At 66.5% G+C, this 21,336-nt stretch carries 18 protein-coding genes; 13 read left to right on the forward strand and 5 right to left on the reverse strand.

What is annotated here, in order from left to right; genetic code table 11:
• Window positions 1-23 precede the first annotated feature (23 nt).
• On the reverse strand, window positions 24-1,001 hold the full coding sequence (locus OHQ90_RS05675; RefSeq protein WP_328407995.1) for an ABC transporter permease: 978 nt from the start codon (window positions 999-1,001) through the stop codon (window positions 24-26).
• Window positions 1,002-1,258: 257 nt separating this feature from the next.
• On the opposite strand from OHQ90_RS05675, the gene OHQ90_RS05680 reads away from it, so the two are divergent.
• A complete protein-coding gene (locus OHQ90_RS05680) occupies window positions 1,259-2,059 on the forward strand; it encodes an HAD family hydrolase (protein WP_411998148.1) in 801 nt (266 codons plus the stop codon).
• Between the two features lie 87 nt (window positions 2,060-2,146).
• Here OHQ90_RS05680 and OHQ90_RS05685 read toward each other — a convergent pair whose 3' ends face one another.
• Window positions 2,147-4,561 carry an N-acetylmuramoyl-L-alanine amidase gene (locus OHQ90_RS05685; protein ID WP_328412581.1) on the reverse strand — a complete coding sequence of 805 codons (2,415 nt, stop codon included), beginning with the start codon at window positions 4,559-4,561 and terminating at the stop codon, window positions 2,147-2,149.
• 318 nt (window positions 4,562-4,879) lie between these two features.
• Here OHQ90_RS05685 and OHQ90_RS05690 point away from each other — a divergent pair, with 318 nt between their 5' ends.
• The gene (locus OHQ90_RS05690; protein WP_328407997.1) at window positions 4,880-6,268 is read left to right on the forward strand and encodes a SpoIID/LytB domain-containing protein; all 1,389 of its coding nucleotides are present in this window, start codon (window positions 4,880-4,882) and stop codon (window positions 6,266-6,268) included.
• Between the two features lie 103 nt (window positions 6,269-6,371).
• Here OHQ90_RS05690 and OHQ90_RS05695 read toward each other — a convergent pair whose 3' ends face one another.
• Window positions 6,372-6,872, reverse strand: coding sequence for a MarR family winged helix-turn-helix transcriptional regulator (locus OHQ90_RS05695; protein ID WP_328407998.1), 501 nt, complete (start codon window positions 6,870-6,872; stop codon window positions 6,372-6,374).
• A gap of 107 nt (window positions 6,873-6,979) precedes the next feature.
• Here OHQ90_RS05695 and OHQ90_RS05700 point away from each other — a divergent pair, with 107 nt between their 5' ends.
• From OHQ90_RS05700 to OHQ90_RS05720, 5 genes are all read left to right on the forward strand, one after another.
• Complete coding sequence (locus OHQ90_RS05700) at window positions 6,980-7,918, forward strand: EamA family transporter (protein WP_328408000.1); 939 nt, start codon at window positions 6,980-6,982, stop codon at window positions 7,916-7,918.
• A gap of 83 nt (window positions 7,919-8,001) precedes the next feature.
• On the forward strand, window positions 8,002-8,775 hold the full coding sequence (locus OHQ90_RS05705; RefSeq protein WP_328408002.1) for a MerR family transcriptional regulator: 774 nt from the start codon (window positions 8,002-8,004) through the stop codon (window positions 8,773-8,775).
• A gap of 243 nt (window positions 8,776-9,018) precedes the next feature.
• Window positions 9,019-9,597 carry a hypothetical protein gene (locus tag OHQ90_RS05710; protein ID WP_328408003.1) on the forward strand — a complete coding sequence of 193 codons (579 nt, stop codon included), beginning with the start codon at window positions 9,019-9,021 and terminating at the stop codon, window positions 9,595-9,597.
• A 59-nt stretch (window positions 9,598-9,656) separates the two neighbouring features.
• Window positions 9,657-10,232, forward strand: coding sequence for a hypothetical protein (locus OHQ90_RS05715; RefSeq protein ID WP_328408005.1), 576 nt, complete (start codon window positions 9,657-9,659; stop codon window positions 10,230-10,232).
• A 290-nt stretch (window positions 10,233-10,522) separates the two neighbouring features.
• Window positions 10,523-11,143, forward strand: coding sequence for a hypothetical protein (locus OHQ90_RS05720; protein ID WP_328408007.1), 621 nt, complete (start codon window positions 10,523-10,525; stop codon window positions 11,141-11,143).
• A 302-nt stretch (window positions 11,144-11,445) separates the two neighbouring features.
• Here the strand turns inward: OHQ90_RS05720 and OHQ90_RS05725 are convergent, their stop codons facing one another.
• A complete protein-coding gene (locus OHQ90_RS05725) occupies window positions 11,446-12,072 on the reverse strand; it encodes a TetR/AcrR family transcriptional regulator (RefSeq protein ID WP_328408008.1) in 627 nt (208 codons plus the stop codon).
• Between the two features lie 106 nt (window positions 12,073-12,178).
• Between OHQ90_RS05725 and OHQ90_RS05730 the strand changes: the two genes are divergently transcribed.
• Window positions 12,179-12,901: an SDR family NAD(P)-dependent oxidoreductase gene (locus OHQ90_RS05730; RefSeq protein WP_328408011.1), complete on the forward strand. Its 723-nt coding sequence runs from the start codon at window positions 12,179-12,181 to the stop codon at window positions 12,899-12,901.
• Between the two features lie 22 nt (window positions 12,902-12,923).
• Here OHQ90_RS05730 and OHQ90_RS05735 read toward each other — a convergent pair whose 3' ends face one another.
• The gene (locus OHQ90_RS05735) at window positions 12,924-14,147 is read right to left on the reverse strand and encodes a hypothetical protein (protein ID WP_328408013.1); all 1,224 of its coding nucleotides are present in this window, start codon (window positions 14,145-14,147) and stop codon (window positions 12,924-12,926) included.
• A 246-nt stretch (window positions 14,148-14,393) separates the two neighbouring features.
• Between OHQ90_RS05735 and glf the strand changes: the two genes are divergently transcribed.
• The 5 genes from glf to zomB all read left to right on the forward strand — a co-directional run bounded on the left by glf (window position 14,394) and on the right by zomB (window position 21,152).
• Window positions 14,394-15,620, forward strand: a complete 1,227-nt coding sequence (glf, locus tag OHQ90_RS05740; protein WP_328408015.1) for a UDP-galactopyranose mutase — start codon at window positions 14,394-14,396, stop codon at window positions 15,618-15,620.
• Window positions 15,621-15,697: 77 nt separating this feature from the next.
• Window positions 15,698-17,635 (forward strand): glycosyltransferase, encoded by a 1,938-nt coding sequence (locus OHQ90_RS05745; RefSeq protein WP_328408016.1) that lies wholly within the window; start codon window positions 15,698-15,700, stop codon window positions 17,633-17,635.
• Between the two features lie 116 nt (window positions 17,636-17,751).
• On the forward strand, window positions 17,752-18,264 hold the full coding sequence (locus OHQ90_RS05750; RefSeq protein ID WP_328412583.1) for a phosphatase PAP2 family protein: 513 nt from the start codon (window positions 17,752-17,754) through the stop codon (window positions 18,262-18,264).
• Window position 18,265: 1 nt separating this feature from the next.
• A complete protein-coding gene (locus tag OHQ90_RS05755; protein WP_328408017.1) occupies window positions 18,266-19,192 on the forward strand; it encodes a decaprenyl-phosphate phosphoribosyltransferase in 927 nt (308 codons plus the stop codon).
• A gap of 4 nt (window positions 19,193-19,196) precedes the next feature.
• Window positions 19,197-21,152 (forward strand): flagellar motor control protein ZomB, encoded by a 1,956-nt coding sequence (gene zomB / locus OHQ90_RS05760; RefSeq protein ID WP_442941326.1) that lies wholly within the window; start codon window positions 19,197-19,199, stop codon window positions 21,150-21,152.
• The last annotated feature ends 184 nt before the right edge of the window (window positions 21,153-21,336 follow it).

Below are 21,336 nucleotides of genomic sequence, written 5' to 3' on the forward strand. Positions count from 1 at the left end.
GATGGTTCGATCGCCGCGCTCACTCATGAGACACGCACCCTCGGGTCGAGAATCGCGTACACGATGTCGGAGAGCAGACCCGACACCAGCACCACCAGCCCGGCGAAGGCCGTCACCGTCACCACCACGTAGAGATCCTGGGCGTTGATCGAGTCGACGAGCCACTCGCCGACGCCGTGCCAGCCGAAGATCTTCTCGGTGAACGTCGCGCCGGTGATCAGGCCGCCGAGGCTGTAGGCGAACAGCGTCGCCATCGGAATCAGCGCGGTGCGCAGGCCGTGCTTGTACAGCGCCTTGCTGCGGGTCAGCCCCTTGGCGCGGGCGGTGCGAATGAAGTCGCTCTGCAGTACGTCGAGCATGGCGTTGCGCTGATAACGGCTGTAGCCCGCCATACCGCCGAGCGCGAGGCCCGCCGTCGGCAGCACCAGGTGCTGGAGGCGGTCGAGCAGCTGCGGCCAGAAGCCGGTGACCGTATTCGCCGAGGTTTCACCGGTATAGAGGAAGATCTGCGAACCGGTGAGCGAGTTGACTTCCAGCGCGCCATATTTCAACAAGGTGGCGAGCAGGAACACCGGAGTGCTCAGGATCAGCAGCGAGACGACCGTGGTGAAATAGTCGCTGAATTTGTATTGCCGGATCGCCCCCGCCGCGCCGATCAGCACGCCGAGCACGGTGCCGACCAGCGAACCGATGATCAGCAGTCGCAGACTGACCGCGACGCGGCGCGGCAACTCCTCGCTGACCGGCTGTCCCGCAAGCGTGGTGCCGAAGTCACCGTGCGAGACACCCTTCAGCCAGGTCACGTAGCGCTGCGGAATCGGATCGTTGAGATGCAGCTGCTCGGCCTTGGCGTCGATCACCGCCTGCGGTGGCCGCGGGTTGCGCTGTTCGAGACTGTCCAACGGCCGAAACGTCAGCGAAGCAAGGCTGAACGTCAGGAACGAGGCCAGCAGCAACAGCACGACATAATTGAGCGCGCGTCGTAGCAGGAAGCCGGTCATCAGTCCTCTGGTCTTACGGCTGGGCGGGCCAGCGTGAGTATTAGCCCCTGATCATAAGGACGTGGGTGGCCGCGCGCGTGCCACGCGGTGGTTCGGCATGTCCTTTATTCTGTCGGATCTCCGAAGTCCCAGCCGGAGACCGGGACCGACGACGCGATATGGCCTCGACCGCCCTCCTGACGCGCATCGCGATCGTCTCGAGACTGTTTTCCGGCAGGATGGCGTAGGTGACTCGCCTGGACCTGCCCAAACCGAAGATGGTTGCCACCGATGTCGACGGCACCCTCATTGATCACGACGAGCGGGTCACCGCGCGGACCAAGGCGGCGATCGACGCCCTGGTCGCCGATGGCGTGCCGTTCGTCCTCGCGACCGGTCGGCCGCCGCGCTGGATCGATCCGGTGGTCGACGGTCTCGGTTACGCGCCGCTGTGTGTCTGCGGCAACGGTGCGGTGATCTACGACAGTGCCACCGATCGGGTGCTGGCGAGCAAGACGTTGGACGTGGAGACCCTGGTGTGGATCGCGGATCTGGCCGAACGCGCGCTGCCCGGCTGCGGTCTCGCCGCCGAACGAGTCGGCGCCCGCGCGCACGACGCGGTGACGCCGCAGTTCGTGAGCTCGCCCGAATACGAACACGCCTGGCTGAATCCGGACGACACCGCCGTGGCCCGCAGCGAGGTCATCGACGCGCCCGCGATCAAAATGCTGGTCCGACTACGCGGAACCAGTAGCGCCGATATGCGCGCGGTGCTCGCGCCACTGATCGGGGACCGCGCCGACATCACCTATTCGACCGATCACGGCCTGATCGAGCTGTCCGCACCGGGCGTCACCAAGGCCTCCGGGCTGGCCTCGGTGGCACAACGGCTAGGGGTGGAGCACTCGACGATCATCGCGTTCGGCGATATGCCCAACGATGTTCCGATGCTCACCATGGTCGGGCACGGGGTGGCGATGGCCAACGCACACCCGGAGGCGCTGGCCGCCGCCAACGAGGTCACCGCGGCGAATTCGGAGGACGGGGTTGCGCGGGTGCTGGAACGCTGGTGGGTCTGAGTCGGCTCGGTTGGTCTCGGGTGGACCAATCGACGGGGCGCAATATGTTGTGCTGCAACAACTTTCGAAACATCGCAGCTGTGGGTCCTACTCCGGGGCCGGACCGGCTTCTGGTGCGGACACAGCCTCTGGTGCCGGAGCGACCGCCGGTGTCGAAGCGGCCTCTGGTGCCGGAGCGACCGCCGGTGTCGAAGCGGCCTCGGGTGCCGGAGCGACCCCCGGTGCCGGTGCCGGATCAGCGCCATGTGCGGGAGCATCGCCCGGCGCTGCGGTGGGTGCGACGCCGGGCGCCGGTGCGGGCGCCGGTCCGGGTGCGGCGATCTGGTCGTTCGGTGTGCGCCGCATTTCCTGCTGGTAGGTGTCGTTGAAGGTCTTCCACACTGTGGTGACGATGCCGGTCAGCTGGTTGAGAACCAGTGAGCCGTACTGGAAGTCCGAACGCAGGCCATTGGGCACCGGGTAGGAATTGCTCAGCGGCAGGCCGAGCACGCCCGCGTCGGCGCCGAGCGCGAGGAAGCGGTCGAGGAGCGCACCCATCACCGCGTACACCTGGCCGTCGGGTGCGGAATAGACATACCCGTTGGTGAACTTGGCGTACTGCTGGCCCTGGGCCGCGGGAAGCAGCAGCGACTTCGCGGCGCCGAGCATGCCGGTCGGGCCCCCGTGGTCGAACCAGTACCTGGCGATTCCGCTCTCGTTCACTATGGCGAGCAGCTCGTTGGTCAGCGCGGCAAGTGTGGCGAGGTCGGACTGCGTATGCGGTGCGGTCTGGTGCTGAGTGCCGTTCTGCGTCTGCGTATTACCGGTCCGCGGTTGGGTGGTCTGCGCCGGCGCGCTGGAATGTCCCGTGCCGCTCGCGGCGATGTCGCGAATGCGATCCATCATCGCGTAGGCGGCGTCACCGGGGCAGCTGGTGTTGCCGACGTCGCGGTGCGCGAACACTATCGGCAGTCGGACGCTCTCACCTTGTGCGTAGGAGGTGAATTCGGTGCCTTCGGAGTACATGGTGGTGTACCCCTTCGGGTCGAGGCCCGCGACCTTCGTCTTCCAGCCGACGAACTTGCCGATGGCGTTGATCGCCTCGTCCGAGGGCTCCTCCGACTCGTAGTTGCCCATCAGCGACACACCCGAGGTGTTCTCGTTGAATCCGCCCGCATGCGCGCCCTGCACCGGGCGATCGAGTCCGCCGAAGCGACCCTCGAAGATCTGTCCGTACTTGTCGACGAGGGCGTTGTAGCCGATGTCGCACCAGCCCAACGTTGTTGCGTGATAGGCGTAGATCGCGCGGACGATGCCCGCGGACTCGGCCTTGCTGTAGTCGTTGCGCCCCGCGGTGTGGTGCACGGTCACCGCGCCGACGCCGTCCGCGTCGTAGGTCGGTTCCTCGCAGCGGATCGATTCGTCGGCGCCCCACTGGGCGCGGGTGATCACGTTCGGGCCGCCGCCGGGCAGTGCCGCGGCGACGTTGGACAGTTCGCCGTCGATGGCGCCGCGGCCGGGATCGATGAGGACCGCGTTCATGGCCGCGGCATCGATCTGGGCCGGGTCGTCGGAGCGTGCGGCGGCCGGTGTCGGCGGCATAGGGGTCGCGGGCTCCTGCGGCATTGTCGACGCAACGGGCTTGCGGGTCACCAGGATCTGCACGGCCTTCGTGTCGCCGACATAGATCGGTTCCGTACCGGTGGTGCCGCCTGCCGGGGCATGGTCGGTGCGCCGGGTGTCGACGGCCTCGGTGTCGTACCAAGGTCCCCATGCGCCGTCGGGTTGGCGGGCCCGGACCATGGCGTTGGTGTTCACCAGATCTTTTGCCGTGAGTGCGACCACGCTGAACGGTGTTTCGCGGCTGAGTTCTTTGACCTGCGCGCCGACCTGGTCGACCAAGTCGGGCGGGACGGCGCCGGGCGCCAATGCCGGTGTGTCTGGGGTGGTTCCCGGTTCCAGCAGGCTGGTGTCGGCGATGAAGCTCGCGATCGGGGCGCGGCCCGGGATCGACGGCGCGGGAGCCGTTCGGCTCGGGGCGGTGTACTGGCCGGAGTTGGGGCGTTGTCCGGGAGCTGTTGGAAACTGCCCGGGAGCGAATTCGCTCTGACCAGGGACATTTCGGCTCGGCCCGGAATTCGGGCTGGGGCCCGGCGCTGTCGGGCTCTGGCCGGAATTGAGCTTGGGTAATGGAATTTCCCGGGGTAGCTGAATGCCTGGTGGCAGCGGAAGGCCATCGGGAATCCGTACCGACGATGGCAATGGCAGCATGCGCAGGTCGGACAGATGCAGATCCGGCAGGTCGAGGCCGGTGAGATCCCTCAGCGGGAGCGTGATGTCGGGGGCGGAGGCCAGCGCCATTTCGGCGAGTTGTGCGGGTACAGCAGCCAGCTCGCTATCGGTGGTCGAGCGGTAGTCGCTGGAATCGCTCATGGTCAATGCTGCGAGCGGGGCCGCTACCGCGAGCGTGGTGACAACCGGGATTACGTAGGAACGTTTCGGTTTGCGGTACGGCACCAGCATCTCCATTCAGGTCGAACCGACGATCTGTACAAAAAGTCAGGCTTGCTTCCTGATGCATCAACAATCACACTAGTTTACAACTGTCACATATCTAAACCTCTTGTTGAGGATTAATATGATTGCTCGAATGTAGCTCTCGGATTGCGACCGGATGGCGCGACATGCCGACAGGCAGGCAACCGATCCGGTCCTGGAAACCGTGGGAGTGAACGGATGCGACGCAGACAGCACCGAAATGAAAGCGCACGGGCGCAGCGACAATTGCCGGCGAAATGGCGTGCGCGCATACCGCGCTCGGTCCGCGGATATCGCGGCCCGATGGCACGGTCCGCGATATCCGTGCGTCCGGCGCTGATCACCGGTGGTGTGCTGCTCGCTGTGGGTGTACTTCTCGCATTCTGGGGTTGGCCAGGGCAAACGGGATATCGACCGCTGGCCGGGCCCGGGCACGGACGTGGCATGAGTCAGGTCGGGGCGTTCGACAGCGCGCTCGAGGGGTTGTCGGCCGAGCGGATTCTCGAGCACTACTACCCGGGCGCAGACCTTGGCCGGATCCCGCACACCACGGTCGCGGTGCGGCTCGTCGAACAGGACGACTCCACCCTGGATGCCTACGCCGATGCGGGCGGTCGGGTCGCGGGACGGGAGCTCGCCGCAGGCCAGGCCGCTCATCTCGCACCGTTGGCCGACGGCGGCGCGAATGTGGTCGTCACCACCGGCTGTGATGGCGAGGTGGTGTGGCAGTCCGCGACCGACGACCCGTGGATCTATCCGCTCGACCGAGCGCCCGGCAGGCCCGCCGCTGAACATCTGACCCTGTGCGGCGGCCTTGCGTACCGGGGCGCGCTCGGTGTGGCGACGGAGAACGGCGAGGCGCGCACGCTCAACCGGGTCGACGTGGAGGACTACCTGCTCGGCGTGGTGCCCGCCGAGGTGCAGGCCAATTGGGCGGACAAAGGTGCGGCGGAAGCCCTTCGCGCTCAAGCGATCGCAGCTCGTTCGTATGCCCTTGCCGAACACCGCTACCCCTACGCGCAGACCTGCGACACCACCGACTGTCAGGCATATCCCGGCACCGACAAGGAAGATCCGCGTGCGGCGGCCGCGGTAGTCGCCACCGCGGGCATGGTTCTGCTACGCGACGGACGGATCCTGCGTGCGGAATACTCCGCCGCGCCCGACGGTGGCGAGCCGGCCGATATCTATACCTTCGCCGTCGGCCCGACGCCGGGCGAATTGGGGCCGCTGCCAGTCGAACCCGGCCCCGGCGACCGGACGGTCGTTGCTCCATCGGATCCGCGCACCCGGACGGTCGTCGGTGAGTCGCCGATCGATATCGAGTACCGGCGGATCGGCGGCGCGAACAGTTCGGTCGGACAGCCGTTGGGGCCCGAGATGGCGCTGCCACAGCAGGCGGGCACTTATCGGATGTTCACCAACGGCATCATCATTTCGACGCCGACGCTCGGTGCTCGGGTCGTCGACTTCACCAGGCTGATGGAGCTGGTGCCCGAGGGGCCGGCCAATCAGGCGACGCCTTCGGGCGCCGCCGTGCCGTTTGCCGATGCGATGCCGCCCGCGAGCACCGTTGCGCCGGGGCGCATCGTCGCACCGAAAACCGCGTCGACCCCGACGCCACGTCCGACGCCGAACACTGCCATCCCGTCCGGCGGTCCGACCGGAGACGAACGCCGATCGGTTCGCTGACTTTGCCCGAGGAGTGCTCTCGGGGCCGAGGTTTTCCGAATCCGCCGGCGTGTCGAGCGGTTCGTCTTTCGCGCGAAAGCTGACCCCGAAGCGTCGGTGCAGGTCAATCCAGCGAGGTGTCGCCCAGGGACTCGGACAGGTTGCGCAACAGGCCCGCCAGCTGTTCGCGCGCCTCGGGATCCAGTGTCTTCAGCATGCGCTGCTCATTTGCCATGTGGAGGGGGAGTAGGTCGTCGATCAGGGTGCGGCCGGCCGGGGTGAGCTGAACCCGGACCGATCGGCGGTCCTCGGGATCGGGCATGCGTTCCACCAGGCCCTTCGCTGCGAGTCGGTCGATGCGATTGGTGATCGCGCCGGAGGTCACCATGGCCGCTCGGTTCAAAGCGCCTGCGGTGAGCCCGGTTTCGCCGCCGGAGCGCCGCAGTGTGGCCAGCACGTCGAACTCCCAGAACTCCATGCCGTGGCCAGCGAAGAACTTCTTCAGGTCCTGTTCGACCACGCGCGACAGGCGGCTGATCCGCCCGATCACCTCCATCGGTGAGACATCCACATCGGGGCGTTCGCGGCTCCAGTGTTCGGTGATCAGGTCCACAGCGTCTCCCATGAGGGCTCCTCTCGCTCTTAAGAATCTTAACATTAATCTACTTGACGATGAGACACCCGGTGCGGTAGATATTTCAACGTTGAGATTATCAATGAGGAGCGACCGACATGACCACAACCACCGCCCCGCGTGCCGCAGGTTCCTACGCGGGCACCCTGGCGCTCACCGCCCTGACCCCGATCGTCTGGGGCTCGACCTATGCCGTCACGACCGAGTTCCTGCCCCCGGACCGGCCGCTGTTCACCGCGCTCATGCGTGCGCTGCCAGCCGGGCTCGTGCTGCTTGCTCTCACGCGGGTGCTGCCCCGCGGCATCTGGGTCGGGCGGGCCGCGGTGCTCGGCATCCTCAATATCGGGGCGTTCTTCCCGCTGCTGTTCCTGGCCGCCTACCGGCTGCCGGGCGGTGTCGCGGGCGTGCTCGGTGCGGTGGCGCCGATGATCGCACTCGGCTTCGCGGCGATGGTGCTCGCGGAGAAGCCGACCGGGCGCAAGATCATCGCCGGTCTGGTCGGTGTTTTCGGCGTCGCACTCGTGGTGCTGCGGGGCAATGCCCAACTCGACACGCTCGGGGTGATCGCCGGACTCGCCGGCGCCGCGTCGATGTCGTTGGGCACGGTGCTCACCAAGCGCTGGGGACGGCCCGACGGTGTCGGTCCACTCGCGCTCACCGGCTGGCAGCTCACCGCGGGCGGATTGTTCATCGCGCCGCTGGCTGTCCTGATCGAGGGCGCGCCGCCCGCGCTCGACGGCCGTGCAGTCGGTGGCTACCTGTACCTCGGCATCATCGGTACCGCGGTGGCGTACTGGCTGTGGTTCCGCGGCATCTCCCGGGTGCCCGCCACCTCGATCGCCTTCCTCGGACTGCTCAGCCCGGTGTCGGCGGCCGTGATCGGCTGGGTCGCGCTCGGTCAGGCGCTTACTCCCCTACAGGTCACCGGCATGGTGATCGCCTTGGTCGGCACCCTGCTCGGTCAGCTGGCAGGCAAGCCCGCACCGGCGGCGCTGCCCGAGGAGCCGGGCACGCAGGTGCCCGTCCCGGCTCGCTAGGAGCTCGCCGAGAAAGATATTGACCTTGACGTAACGTCAACTTGCAAGCTGGTAACTACCGACGAGAACGAAGGGAAAGGGTTATGACATCGGCCACCCGCAGCGGCGAATGGTCCATCCAGGACCTGGCCAAGGCGGCAGGCACCACCAGCCGGACGCTGCGCCACTACGGGCAGCTCGGGCTACTGCTACCGAGCCGAATCGGCGCCAACGGGTACCGCTACTACGACCAGAACTCCCTGGTGCGGCTGCAACGCATCCTGCTGCTGCGAGAACTCGGCCTCGGCTTGCCTGCCATCGCCGAAGTTCTCAACGGACACCAGGACACCACCGCCGCACTGCGCGCGCACCTGGAACTGCTACGGCAGGAACAGGATCGGATCCGGCGCCAGATCGAATCGGTGACCACCACGCTGCACAAGACGGAACGAGGTGAACAACTCATGGCAGCAGAAGTTTTCGACGGCTTCGACCACACCAAGTACAAGGATGAGGTGATCGAACGCTGGGGCAAGGACGCCTATGAGAGCGGTGACCGTTGGTGGCGTTCGCTGAGTGAGGCCGACAAGATGGCATACCAGCAAACGCATATCGACATCGCGGCCGACTACGGCCGCGCGCGCGCCGCAGGGCGCACCCCCGACAGTGACGAGGTCCAGGCCATCGCGCAACGGCACCGTGACTGGCTCGGCGACGGCTGGCATGGCCGTCAGCTCACTGCCGAAGCCTTCATCGGTCTCGGCGAAATGTATGTCGCCGATATGCGGTTCCGGAAGAACTACGACGTACACGGCGAGGGCATAGCCGAATTCGTGCGTGACGCGATGAAGGTCTACGCCGAGCACCGGCTGCGGTAGCCGGAAACTATTCGGTCGCAACAAGGTAGAGCGCCCGCATGTCACAGGACATGCGGGCGCTTTCGGCTTGGATGCGGCAGTAGAAGCGCGCGGGCGGGTTGTTCGGTAGACCATCCCTGGGGTAGGCGCTCGAATATCGAGTGCCACTCGGCGGTGACTGTGTCGGCGGGAGGGGTCCACGCCGAGCGCTCGATTCGAGTGCTCGCGGAGGGTAGAGTTCGCCGGCAGGGACGAGGGGGCTCGATGAACTATCCGTATGGTCACGCAGGGAATCCGCAGCACATCTATCCGCAGGTGCCCGGCTATCCACAGCAGCCCGGCTACCCGCCGCCGTACAGCTACCAGCCACGGCCCGGCGGCGGAACTGCCATCACCGCGGGGATACTGGCGCTGATCGGTGGTGTGCAGAACACGATCAGCACGGTGTTCGCGTTACTGGATTGGCGGGACCATCACGGTCCGCTCACCGCGAGGGACGGCTCTATCGCATCCACTCGGGTCCGGCTCGACACCGTCTACACCGTGTGGTTCGGTGGCGTCGGACTCATCGCGTTTCTGCTGGTCCTCGGTGCCGTTCTGCTGTTGTGTCGCAAGCAGACCGGAAGGATCATGGTGATTCTCGGAGCGGTTCTGGCATTGTTCGTCGCCGCCCTCCCGATATTCGGCGTCGGCGCCCTCGGTGGCATCGACGCGCTCGCCGATTCCGATCTTGCGATGGTTGTTGCGATCGGCGCGGGCCCTCCGCTGCTCACCTTGATTCTGGCCACGTGGAGTTCGACAGGCCGCTGGATCGCTGCGGGCCGCTTGCCGCGATACCCGTAGCTGTTTCCGGGCTACCTGGATGTCCAGTGGGGACACCGATCACCGACTACGGTCGAGCTGTGGATGCCACTGTGAATTCGGGCGCAGCCCCGTACTCGGAACCGAGCGGAGTGTCGGCGACGGCGGCGGGGGTCCTCGGCCTTGTCCTCGGTGCGAGCAACCTGATCGGCGCGGGCATGCTGCTGATCGCTTTCCGCAGCGACCCGGACGAATTCGACAACTCCCTCACCATCTTCGCGACCCTCGGCGCCCTGCTGCTGGCCTTCGCGCTGATCTACGGCGCAATCCTGCTGTTCCGCCGTGACGAGACCGGCCGCTATACCCTCACCGTCGCTTCGGGCCTGATGATCGCCATCGCCCTTGCCGCCCTTGCCTGTTCGCTCACCCACCACGAATTCAGCTACGGCATCCACTGGTTCGACGAAGGGACCCGCGCCGCCGACGCCCTCCAGTCGACATTCGGCCTGGTCGGCACCCTCACGGCCCTCGTTCACACGGACTGGCTCGCCGGCCTGACCGCAATGGTCGTCCCTCTCCTCACCTTCCTCACCGCGAAATCGAGCTACACCGCCCGTTGGGTAGCGGCACCCCCTCGCCGCCGCGCCGTTCCACATCCGGACGAGTCGGCCTACTGACGGCCGCCTGCCCCGGTGTACGGCCAACCGCCACAGTATCCCCACTGCTGACGGTCGGCATCGATCGTCATTGGTTGCGGCGCAACGGTATTCCGCGAGCCGCTCACGACTCAGGTGTGCGGGCTGCCGAAACCAGCCAGAGAATAGTAGGGTTCTCGATCGAGTCAAGGGGGTTGCATGGGTTATCCGTATGGCCAACCGGGATTTCCGGACGGTCGGCAGTTGCCACCCGGCTATCCGCCGCAGGCTTCCACCGGGGCGGCACCGGTATCGCCGCTGGGGTACTAGCGTTGGTCGCCGGGGGTTTGATCGCGCTCGGTGCCGCCGCGGCGCTCGCCGATATCGGCGTCGGGTATCTCTTCGTGATGCTCCCCGAGATTCGATTCAGCGCTATCGTCTCCGAACTCCTCGGTTTCCTGCTGACTCTCGGCGGCATACTGTTGCTGCGTCGATCGGCGGCCGGGCGGGTCTTGGTGATCCTCGGCGGCATCCTGGCCCTGGTCACCCTGGGTTTCAGCGTTGCGCTGTTCCAGTTTCTCGGGCCGCTGCCTGCCGTAGGCATGTCCCTGATGCTTACCACGGTGACACTTGCGGCGGTCACCCCTACAGGCCGCTGGATCGCAGCTGGTAGCCAGCCCGGAACTCAGCCGCCCGCGTCGGCCTACGGCCAGCCGCCTGCTTACGGTCAACCAGCCGCTTATGGTCAGTCACCGGCCTACCCCCAACCCCTTCCCTCGCATCATCAGCCCGCACCACAGCCGTACGGCCAGCCTCCCGCTTATGGTCAGCCCGCGCCTTTGTACAGCCAAGCCGGCGCAGGACAGGGTCTGCCTGCCGCATCGCTCTACGGTCAGCCGCCGCAGCACCCGTATCCACAGACGCCTGGCTACGACCAGCCTCCGAGCCAGTAGTCGCCTCTCATCAGTCCTGAACATTCGCTCTGCGGAGATGCTGGTCGGTCCTGCCACTGTCATCCCGCGAGGCCTCGGTCAGTTGCGTACGGCCGGCCCGGCGCGTCGCCTGCCGCCGCTCCATACGCCCAGCCTCCCCCAGGTCTCCGGCTACGGCACCCCCGGTTCAGCAGCCCCCGTATACCCGTACTGAGTACCAGCCTGATGCCGAGGCGCTCTCGCGCCGTCACTGACCGTCGGTCACCCATACGACGGGTCACGGTCGGCTGAACCAGGTTGCGGCCGAGCGCCTTTCGATTCGCTCAGCCGCGCATTGCCTGTATCAGTTGGTCCTCGGTGATCGGTGGGACCGGGAGTGGGTGGGCGGCGGAGGCGCGGAGGCCGTCGAGGATCAGGGCCAGGTGGCGGCGCCAGAGGTCGGGGGCCACGGTTGCGGTGGCTTCGACTATGCGGGTGTGGGACCAGGTGATGAAGGCGATGTCTTCCAGGACCCAGTCGGGACGCAGGACACCGGCTTCCTGTGCGCGGATGATGATTCGGCGCATCAGGCCGTGGCCGTGTTCCTGGGCGTGCGCGATGGCGGCGCTGGGGGCTGCGCGCAGTGACAGGTCGCTGAGTAGGCGGTCACTCGCTTGGAGTTCGCAGACCTTCTCGACGAGGTAGGTGAAGGCGTCCCAGGGGTCGTCGATGGCGATGGCCTGTTCGGCGATGCGTCCGCCTGCTTCGATGCGGTCTTCGACGGCGGCGGCGATGAGGTCGTCGCGGGTGGGGAAGCGGTTGTAGAGGGTGCCGATGGCGACGCCGGCGCGGGCGGCGACCTCCTTCAGGGGTGCGTCGAGACCGCGTTCTTCGAACACTTCCCTGGCAGCAGTCACGAGCGCGTCCCTATTTCGGCGGGCGTCGCTGCGTAACGGCTTGTCCTCGGGCATTCGCCGATCCTACAAATCTGCTGCTCGATTTATCTTGAGCATAGGTTCAAGTTAATGCTACGGTCACATGAACTTGAACCATGACTCAACTTAGTGAGGTAGTGGCATGACGAAGACGATCGCGATATTCGGGTTCGGGCCGGGGCTCGGCATGGGGACCGGGCGGCGGTTCGGCCGCGAGGGCTTCCGGGTCGCGGTGATCGGCCGGAATCCGGACAAGGCCGCGCAGTACGTCGAGGAGCTGGCCGCGGAAGGCATCGAGGCTGCCGCCTTTCCCGCGGATCTCACCGACGAAGCGCAGCTGCGTGGTGTGGTCGAGGACATCACCGGCACGTTCGGGCAGATCGACGTCGCGCTGCACGGCGCGGCAGCCGACATGGCCGACCGGACCCCGACCACGCTGGACGTGGACGCGGCAGCCTTGCGCGTCCCGCTCGAACTGAAGCTCTACTCGCCGATCTGGATGACTCGCGCGCTCGCGCCCGCGATGGTCGAGCGTGGTGCGGGCACCTTGCTCTTCTCCTCCGGGTCGTCGGACCGGTTTGTGCTGCCCTATCTGTCCAACTTCGGCGTCATCCTCGGCGCACAGCGCACCTATATCCGCCAACTCGAAGTCGAACTCGCGGGCACCGGCGTCTATGTCGGACTGCTCAACATCGGCGTGCTGATCGGCAACAGCAAGGCCGAACGCATCGTCGACGAGCATCCCGAGCTGGTGCCGCCCGGTGTCGAGATCGCCAGAATGGGCAATGACGAACTGGGCGAACATTATTGGCGCATGTACACCGAGCGCACCGAGGTCGAGGTGGAGGTCGGCTTCCCCGAGTGACGTGGGTTCGTCCGAGCAGTGATTACACCGCGCACATCGACTGCATGACGCCCTTCATGACCGGCGCGCCATAGGTCGTCGGGGCGAAGGCGAGGGTCTGCACGATCGACAGCGGGGTCGTGACCGACGCCGCGACGCCGGTGAACCCGAGCACCGTGGTGCCCGCGGTCAGCAGCAAGCTGGTTACATCCAAGGCCAACGTCGCGAGGTCGAAGGCATGCTCGACGCGAACCTCGGACAGCGGCACAGTGTCGAGCGCCTTGCCCTCGTAGATGCCGAAGCCGAGGTTGGTGAGGAAGGTCAGCGGGCCGTAATCCATCGCGCTGACCAACGGGCCGAGCTCTTCGGTGCGGCGCAGCAGTGCGATCTCGGCGACGCGGGTTTCGCGCAGGAAGTTTTGCACGGAGTCGGCGGCGGCGTTCATGGCCGGACGGTCCAGCGGCAGGTCGGCGTGCTCGAGGAAGTTTCGGGTGCGTTCGACCAAGGTGTGGGTGGTCAGCTCGGCCAGCGGCGTGCAGGAGCCGTCGGCGCGGATCAGGGTATTGGCGAGATCCACAATGGGCGCGGGCACTTCGACGCGCTCGGTGCCGATCTCGGATTCGTCGAGCACCAGCTTGGGGTAGGCGTTCGGCGTGGCGCAGTTGGCGGCGATGAAGTCCTGCACCTTGCGTGCCAGCAGCTTCACACCGTTGAACGCCGCGCCGACCACCGGCTTCAGGAGGAAACCGACGCTGGGCACCAAGCTCGCTGCCAGCTGGGTCGGGATCTTCACGATTCGGGTAGCGAGGACGAACATCTCGATCGCGTCGTTCACGGTGAGCCGCGACACCGAGATGGTGGTGTCGAGCCGCCCGGTGCGCACCGCGTCGAGGCCGTTGACCAGGTAGGTGACGATCGGATCGTCCAGGAACTCCAGCCGTCCACCTGCCGTGGCCGGATCGATCGGCAGCCCATCTCGATGGACTCGAACCGCGGCGATGGTGGCGCGGAAGTCGGTGACGGTGCGGTCGAAGTCGCCGAGCCGGTCGATCGGAACCATGGTGCGCACGGCGGTCGCGGCGGCAGTCACCACATCGTCGAAGGTCGGCGCGCCCGTCACGCACAGCCCCGCGCCGTCGCCGATCGGTGTGCCTGCCAGCGAGTCGGCCTCGGCGGCCTGCGCGGTGGGGACGAGGACCGCGCTGCCGAGGACGGCGAACAGGGCGAGAAGCCCGATGAGTGGGGCGAGGGGGCGTGGCATCCGCATGTGCGAGGTCTTCCGGTCGATCGGGCGATGGTGCGGCTCGAACCGGCATCCGACAACAAACTGGACGTCCGCTCAATTCGAGTGCCTATGTAATAGCGGCTTTATTGCGGTCACATGGCGGTTTCGGCAAACTTGCGGCGAAATTCGGATGTTCTCGAGACGAAACCACCGGCAGGAGCAGGGCCGCTCAGCCCGCCCGGTGACTCCGCCAGGACAGCGCGGAGACTTCCGATACGCTGGGCTCCCGTGACCGCCGCATCGTCCTCGGGTAACTCCGTCCCCACCGCCTCACAGTTCGATCTGATCGTCGTCGGCTCCGGATTCTTCGGGCTGACCGTCGCCGAACGCACCGCCAACTTGCTCGGCAAGCGAGTGCTGGTGATCGACCGCCGCTACCACCTCGGTGGCAACGCCTATTCGGAGCCGGAGCCGGAAACCGGTATCGAGGTGCACAAGTACGGTGCGCACCTGTTCCACACCTCGAACAAGCGAGTGTGGGATTACGTCACCCAGTTCACCGAGTTCACCGGCTACCAGCACCGTGTCTTCGCGATGCACAAGGGGCAGGCCTACCAGTTCCCGATGGGCCTCGGCCTGATCTCCCAGTTCTTCGGTCGCTACTTCACCCCCGACGAGGCGCGCACGCTGATCGCCGAACAGGCCGCTGAGGTCGAGACCAAGGACGCGCAGAACCTGGAGGAAAAGGCGATCTCGCTGATCGGCCGCCCGCTCTACGAGGCGTTCGTCCGCGACTACACCGCCAAACAGTGGCAGACCGACCCGAAGGAACTGCCCGCGGGCAATATCACCCGCCTGCCGGTGCGCTACACCTTCGACAACCGCTACTTCAACGACACCTACGAGGGCCTGCCCGCGCAGGGCTACACGAAGTGGCTGGCGAACATGGCCGCCTCCGACCTGATCGAGGTCAGGCTCGACACCGACTGGTTCGACGTGCGCGAGCAGATTCGCGCCGAGAACCCGGACGCACCGGTGGTCTACACCGGCCCGGTGGATCGCTACTTCGACTACAGCGAGGGCGAACTCGGCTGGCGCACTATCGATTTCGAGACCGAAGTGCTGCCGACCGGCGACTACCAGGGCACCTCGGTGGTGAACTACAACGATGCGGACGTGCCCTACACCCGCATCATCGAGCCGCGCCACTTCCACCCCGAGCGCGACAGCTACCCGAACGACAAGACCGTGATCATGCGCGAGTACTCCCGCTTCGCGCAGACCGGCGACGAGCCGTACTACCCGATAAATACGCCGGAGGACCGCGCCAAGCTCGCCGCTTACCGCGCCCTCGCCAAGAAGGAAACCGCAACGGAGAAGGTCCTTTTCGGCGGCCGCCTCGGCACCTATCAGTACCTTGACATGCACATGGCCATCGGCAGCGCGCTGAGCATGTTCGACAATGTGCTGCGGCCGCACCTGGAATCGGGCGAGCTGCTCGCGGATGAGGCCTAGATGAGTCACACTCGCGAAGCCCGGCTCGTCGAAGCCGACCGGGTGCGGGTGACCCGCACTGAGACCGAAAGTAACGGATGACCTCCCAGTCGATCTTGGAAGATATGACCACCGAAACCCGCGCGAAGTCGCTGCTACAGCGCATCATCCTGCCCAGGCCGGGTGAGCCGCTGGACGTGCGCACCCTCTACGTCGAGGAGTCGGCGACCAACGCACGCCGCGCGCACGCCGCCACCCGCACCTCGCTGTCGGTCGGCGCGGAATCGGAGGTGTCGTTCTGCACCTACTTCAACGCACTGCCCGCGAGCTACTGGCGGCGCTGGAGCATCCTGGAATCGGTGGTGCTGCGGCTGGAGCTGGCCGGACACGGCCGCGTCGACGTCTACCGCTCGAAGGCGGACGGCTCGCGAATCCACGTGCAGGGCAAGGAGTTCGCCGTCGCGCCCGGCACCGAATCGGTGCACGTCGAGTTCGAGACCGATCTCGGCCCGTTCGAGGACGGCGGCTGGATCTGGTTCGACATCACCACCGACACGGCGGTCACGCTGCTGGCGGGCGGCTGGTACGCCCCGATCGAAGCGCCGGGCGACGGCAGCATCGCGGTCGGCATGCCCACCTTCAACCGGCCGACCGACGCGGTGAAAACCCTCGGTGCCCTCGGGGCCGATCCACTGGTGCTCGAGAAGATCAAGGCCGTCATCATCCCTGATCAGGGCACCCGCAAGGTGGTCGACGAGCCCGGCTTCACCGAGGCCGCCGCGGTGCTCGGCGACCGGCTCGCCATCTACAACCAGCCCAACCTCGGCGGCTCGGGCGGCTACAGCCGGGTGATGTACGAGGCGCTGAAGACCACCGACGCCCAGTACATCGTCTACATGGACGACGACATCGAGATCGAGCCCGACTCGATCCTGCGCGCACTGGCCTTCGCCCGTTTCGCCAAGTCACCGGTCCTGGTCGGCGGGCAGATGCTCAACCTGCAGGAGCGCTCGCACCTGCATGTCATGGGCGAGGTCGTCGACCGCGGCATCTTCATGTGGACTGCGGCGCCGAATGTCGAGTACGACCACGACTTCTCGAAGTACCCGCTGAAGGACCGCGACAACTCCAAGCTGCTGCACCGACGCATCGACGTCGACTTCAACGGCTGGTGGACCTGTGTCATCCCGCGGCAGGTCGCCGAGGAGCTCGGTCAGCCGCTGCCGCTGTTCCTCAAGTGGGACGACGCCGAATACGGTCTGCGTGCCCGTGCCGCCGGATACCCGACGGTCACCCTGCCCGGCGCCGCCGTCTGGCATATGGCCTGGAGCGACAAGGACGACGCCATCGATTGGCAGGCGTACTTCCACCTGCGCAACCGCCTGGTCGTCGCCTCGCTGCACCTGCCGGGCAATGGCCGCGCCATGGTGGTGAACACGGTCAAGGCGACCATGAAACACCTGTTGTGCCTGGAGTATTCGACGGTCGCCATCCAGAACCTGGCGATTCGTGACTTCCTCGCGGGCCCGGAGCGGCTGTTCCAGCTGCTGCCGAGCGCCCTCGGCGCGGTGCATGAGCTGCGCAAGCAATACCCCGACGCGGTGATCCTGCCCTCGTCCACCGAACTACCGCTGGCCAGCCACATCGGTGTCGGCGCGGTCGGCGAACCTGCCAGCCCGATCGCCAAGGTGGTCCGGCTCGCCAAGGGCCTCGTGCACAGCGTGCGGCCCGCCCAGCCCGAGCACCACGAGCGTCCGCAGCTGAATGTGCCGACCCTGGACGCGCGGTGGTTCCTGCTCTCGCAGGTCGACGGCGTCACGGTCACCACCGCCGACGGCCGCGGCGTCGTCTACCGCAAGCGCGATCCACGGCAGGCCCTCGGCCTGTTCAAGGAGGCCATGCGGCTGCGCAAGGAGCTGGCCGCGCGCTTCCCGGAGATGCAGGAGCGCTACCGCGCCGCCCATCCGCAGTTGACCAGCACCGCCGCGTGGGAGAACGCCTTCGGCATCGGCGACACGAAAGGCACGCAGCAGTGAGCATCGGAGCAAGTGACAGCGCGGCGGTGAACGAGGCGTTGCGCAGCACGAACGGGCATGCGGCCCATGGCGTCGCGCCCGAAACCGCGACCGCGCCGGCACCGCCCGAGGTCGCCATCCTCAATGCGGTGCAGTCGGCGATCGGCGGCAACCCCGCGGTCGTCAAGGCGGCCCGCGGCATGTCGCACTTCGGTGAGCACGCGCTCGGCTGGGTCGGCATCGCCGCCGTCGGCTGGCTCGCGGACAAACCGCGGCGTCGGCAGTGGGCGGGGGTCGCGGTCGGTGCGGTCGGTGCGCACGCCGCGTCCATCGTGATCAAGCGGATCGTCAGGCGTCCTCGCCCGAACGACCCATCGGTGCAGGTCAACGTCTCCACGCCGAGCAAATTGAGCTTCCCGTCCTCGCACGCGACCTCGACCACGGCGGCGGCGGTGTTGCTCGGGAAACTGACCGGGCTACCCTTGCCTGCGGTGCTCGTTCCACCGATGTTGCTCTCCCGGGTCGTGCTCGGGGTGCACTATCCCTCCGACGTGCTCGCTGGATCCGCGCTCGGTGCCGCGTCCGCCGCTGTAGTGCTTGCCGCCGAAAAGAGACTCGATAGTGACCGGACAAGAAAGAGCCTTGGTTGACATGAGTGAAGAGCCGACCAGCGCCGACCTAGCCGAGGCTGTTGTCAAGGGCCCGCCCAAGACGCTGGCCGGCGGGTTGATCAAGGCCGTTCGCCCGCGACAGTGGGTGAAGAACGTTCTCGTGCTCGCCGCGCCGCTGGCCGCGGGCTCGGCTACCGAGGTGGACGTGCTCGCCCCCGTCGGAATCGCCTTCGTGGTGTTCTGCATGGCGGCGTCGGGCATCTACCTCGTCAACGACGCGCTCGATGTGGAAGCCGACCGGGCCCACCCGACCAAGCGGTTCCGGCCGATCGCCGCGGGTGTGGTTCCGGTGAACCTGGCCTACATGCTGGCCGCGGTGCTGCTCGTCGCGTCGATCGCGGGATCGTTCCTCGCGTCGTGGCATCTCGCCGTCGTGATGGCGGTCTACATCGGTATCCAGCTGGCTTACTGTCTCGGCCTCAAACATCAGGCCGTGCTGGACATCTGCATCGTGTCCTCGGGCTTCCTGCTGCGCGCCGTCGCCGGTGGCGCGGCCGCGGATATTGATCTGTCGCAATGGTTCCTGCTGATCATGGCGTTCGGTTCGCTGTTCATGGCGGCGGGCAAGCGCTACGCCGAACTGCAGATCGCACTGGGCACGGGCGCCAAGATCCGCAAGTCGCTCGAGTACTACACGCCGACCTATCTGCGCTTCATCTGGACTCTCGCCGCGACAGCGGTGGTGGTGTTCTACGGCCTCTGGGCGTTCCAACAGGACAGCCTCAAGCACACCAATTGGTTCGCCATCTCGATGGTTCCGTTTACCATCGCAATCCTGCGTTATGCGGTCGACGTCGATGGCGGCGAGGCCGGTGAACCCGAAGAGATCGCGCTGGGGGACCGCATCCTCCAGTTCCTCGCAATCGCCTGGATCGGAGCGGTAGGTGTCGCTGTCTATCTCACCTGACGAGATGTTGGTCGAGGGAGCGGAGCGAACGGAATACGCAAGCGAGGAGCCGGCCGAAGGGTCGGCTCGCTCGGCCTTGCGGCACGTGCAGCTATCCCGAGCCATTTTCGTCGGTGGGATGGCGCTCACTGTTGTCCTGTTCGCGACCGGCGCCTGGCAGCGGCGCTGGATCGCCGACGACGGCCTGATCGTGCTGCGCACGGTGCGAAACCTGTTGGCAGGCAACGGACCGGTCTTCAACGAGGGCGAACGCGTCGAAACCAACACCAGCACGGCGTGGACCTATCTGGTCTGGTTCTTCAGCTGGCTCACCCAGGCCAGGCTCGAGTACGTGGTGCTCGGAGTCGCGCTGACGGTGTCGATGGCCGCGATCGTGTTCGCCATGCTCGGTACGGCACGGTTGTGGGGCGGCACCAAATCCGCGCTGCTGCTGCCCGCGGGCGTGCTCGTCTACATCGCGCTGCCGCCTGCCCGCGACTACGCCTCCTCCGGACTGGAGAGCGGTCTGGTCATCTGCTGGCTCGGCCTGCTGTGGTGGCTGATGATCCGGTGGAGCCAGGCCGAACGGGTCCGGCTGCCCGGCTTCTTCGGACTGGTGTTCCTCGCCGGACTCGCGCCGCTGATTCGTCCCGAGATGACCCTGGTCGGCGGACTGGCGCTGGCAATGATCTTCTGTGCGCCGGTGCCACAGACTCGGCTGCGTCCGATTGTGCTGCGGGCGTTGATCGTTGCGGCCGCCGGGATCGTCCCGCTCGGCTACCAGGTCTGGCGGATGGGCTACTACGGCCTGCCCTACCCGAACACCGCCGTCGCCAAGGACGCGGGCGGCGCGAAGTGGGGACAGGGCTTCAAATACTTGTGGGACCTGGTCGGTCCTTATTACCTGTGGGTTCCGCTGTTGGTGCTGCTCGCCGCGGGCGTCGTCGCGGCGCGCACCGCGACTGCCGTCGCGCCGGCACCGGCCGGTCGGCCCACCACTGCCGATGAGCAGCGCGGCTGGACCGTGGACCGCGTGCGTGCATGGCTGCGCTCGCCGAGCGCGGTGGTCACGCTCATGCTCGGCAGCGGATTCATCCTGACCGTGTACGCGCTGCGCGTCGGTGGTGACTTCATGCACGGCCGGATGCTGTTGCCGCAGCTGTTCTGCCTGTTGCTGCCGGTCGCGGTGGTGCCGATCCGGCTGCCGGAGGGCGGTCTGCGGTCGATGTCGGCCACCGACTGGTCGTTCGCGGTGATCGGGTTCGCATTGATCGGCACCGCGGGCTGGGCGCTGTTCGCCGCCAACACCACGGCCATCAAGACCGGGACCAAGATCAGCTCCTCGGGCATCGTCGACGAGCGCGTCTACTACGTGCTCAACACCGGCCACGATCATCCGATCCTGGCCGAGGACTACCTCGACTACCCGCGCATTCGGCCGATGGTCAACGACATCGCGGCCACCCCTGACGGCGGCCTGCTGCTGAACTCGCCGTCGTTCATGTTCTGGTACGTCGCACCACCGCCGCAGCCGATCCCCGAGGGCGGCGCCGGACACACGGTCTACTTCCTGAACCTGGGCATGACCAGCATGAACGTCCCGCTGAACGTGCGCGTGATCGACCAGATGGGCCTCGCCTATCCGCTGGCCGCGCACACCGACCGGTTGACCGACGGCCGCATCGGGCACGACAAGGCGCTGTATCCGGACTGGGTCATCGTGGACACCGGCGTGGTGGACAGGAAGCCGTGGATGCCGTGGTTCCTCGACGAGAAATGGGTCACCCAGGCTCGCACGGCGATGAAGTGCCCGGACACCGAGGCGCTGGCGATCTCCTACCGTGATCCGCTCACGTGGGACCGTTTCAAGCACAACCTGCTGCATGCGCTGAAGTTCGCGAAGTACCGGATAGATCGGGTGCCGAAGTACGAGATCCAACGCTGCGATCTGGTCGATCCCTTCCCACAACCGCCGCGGTGATCATATTCTCGTAGTCACACTGAGCCCACGGGTCACCGTGGGCTCAGTAGTTTCATGGGAGGATGCCGATAGAGTGGCGTACGCCGCTTTATCACTTTTTGATAACGCCCATGCATCGATGACGCGTTAGGCTGCGACGGCACGCCCGCCGGTGGCGTTCCCTCGCGATGGGTGAAAACCGGCG

It is taken from the genome of Nocardia sp. NBC_00403 (genome assembly GCF_036046055.1).
In the GTDB taxonomy this organism is placed as follows: domain Bacteria; phylum Actinomycetota; class Actinomycetes; order Mycobacteriales; family Mycobacteriaceae; genus Nocardia.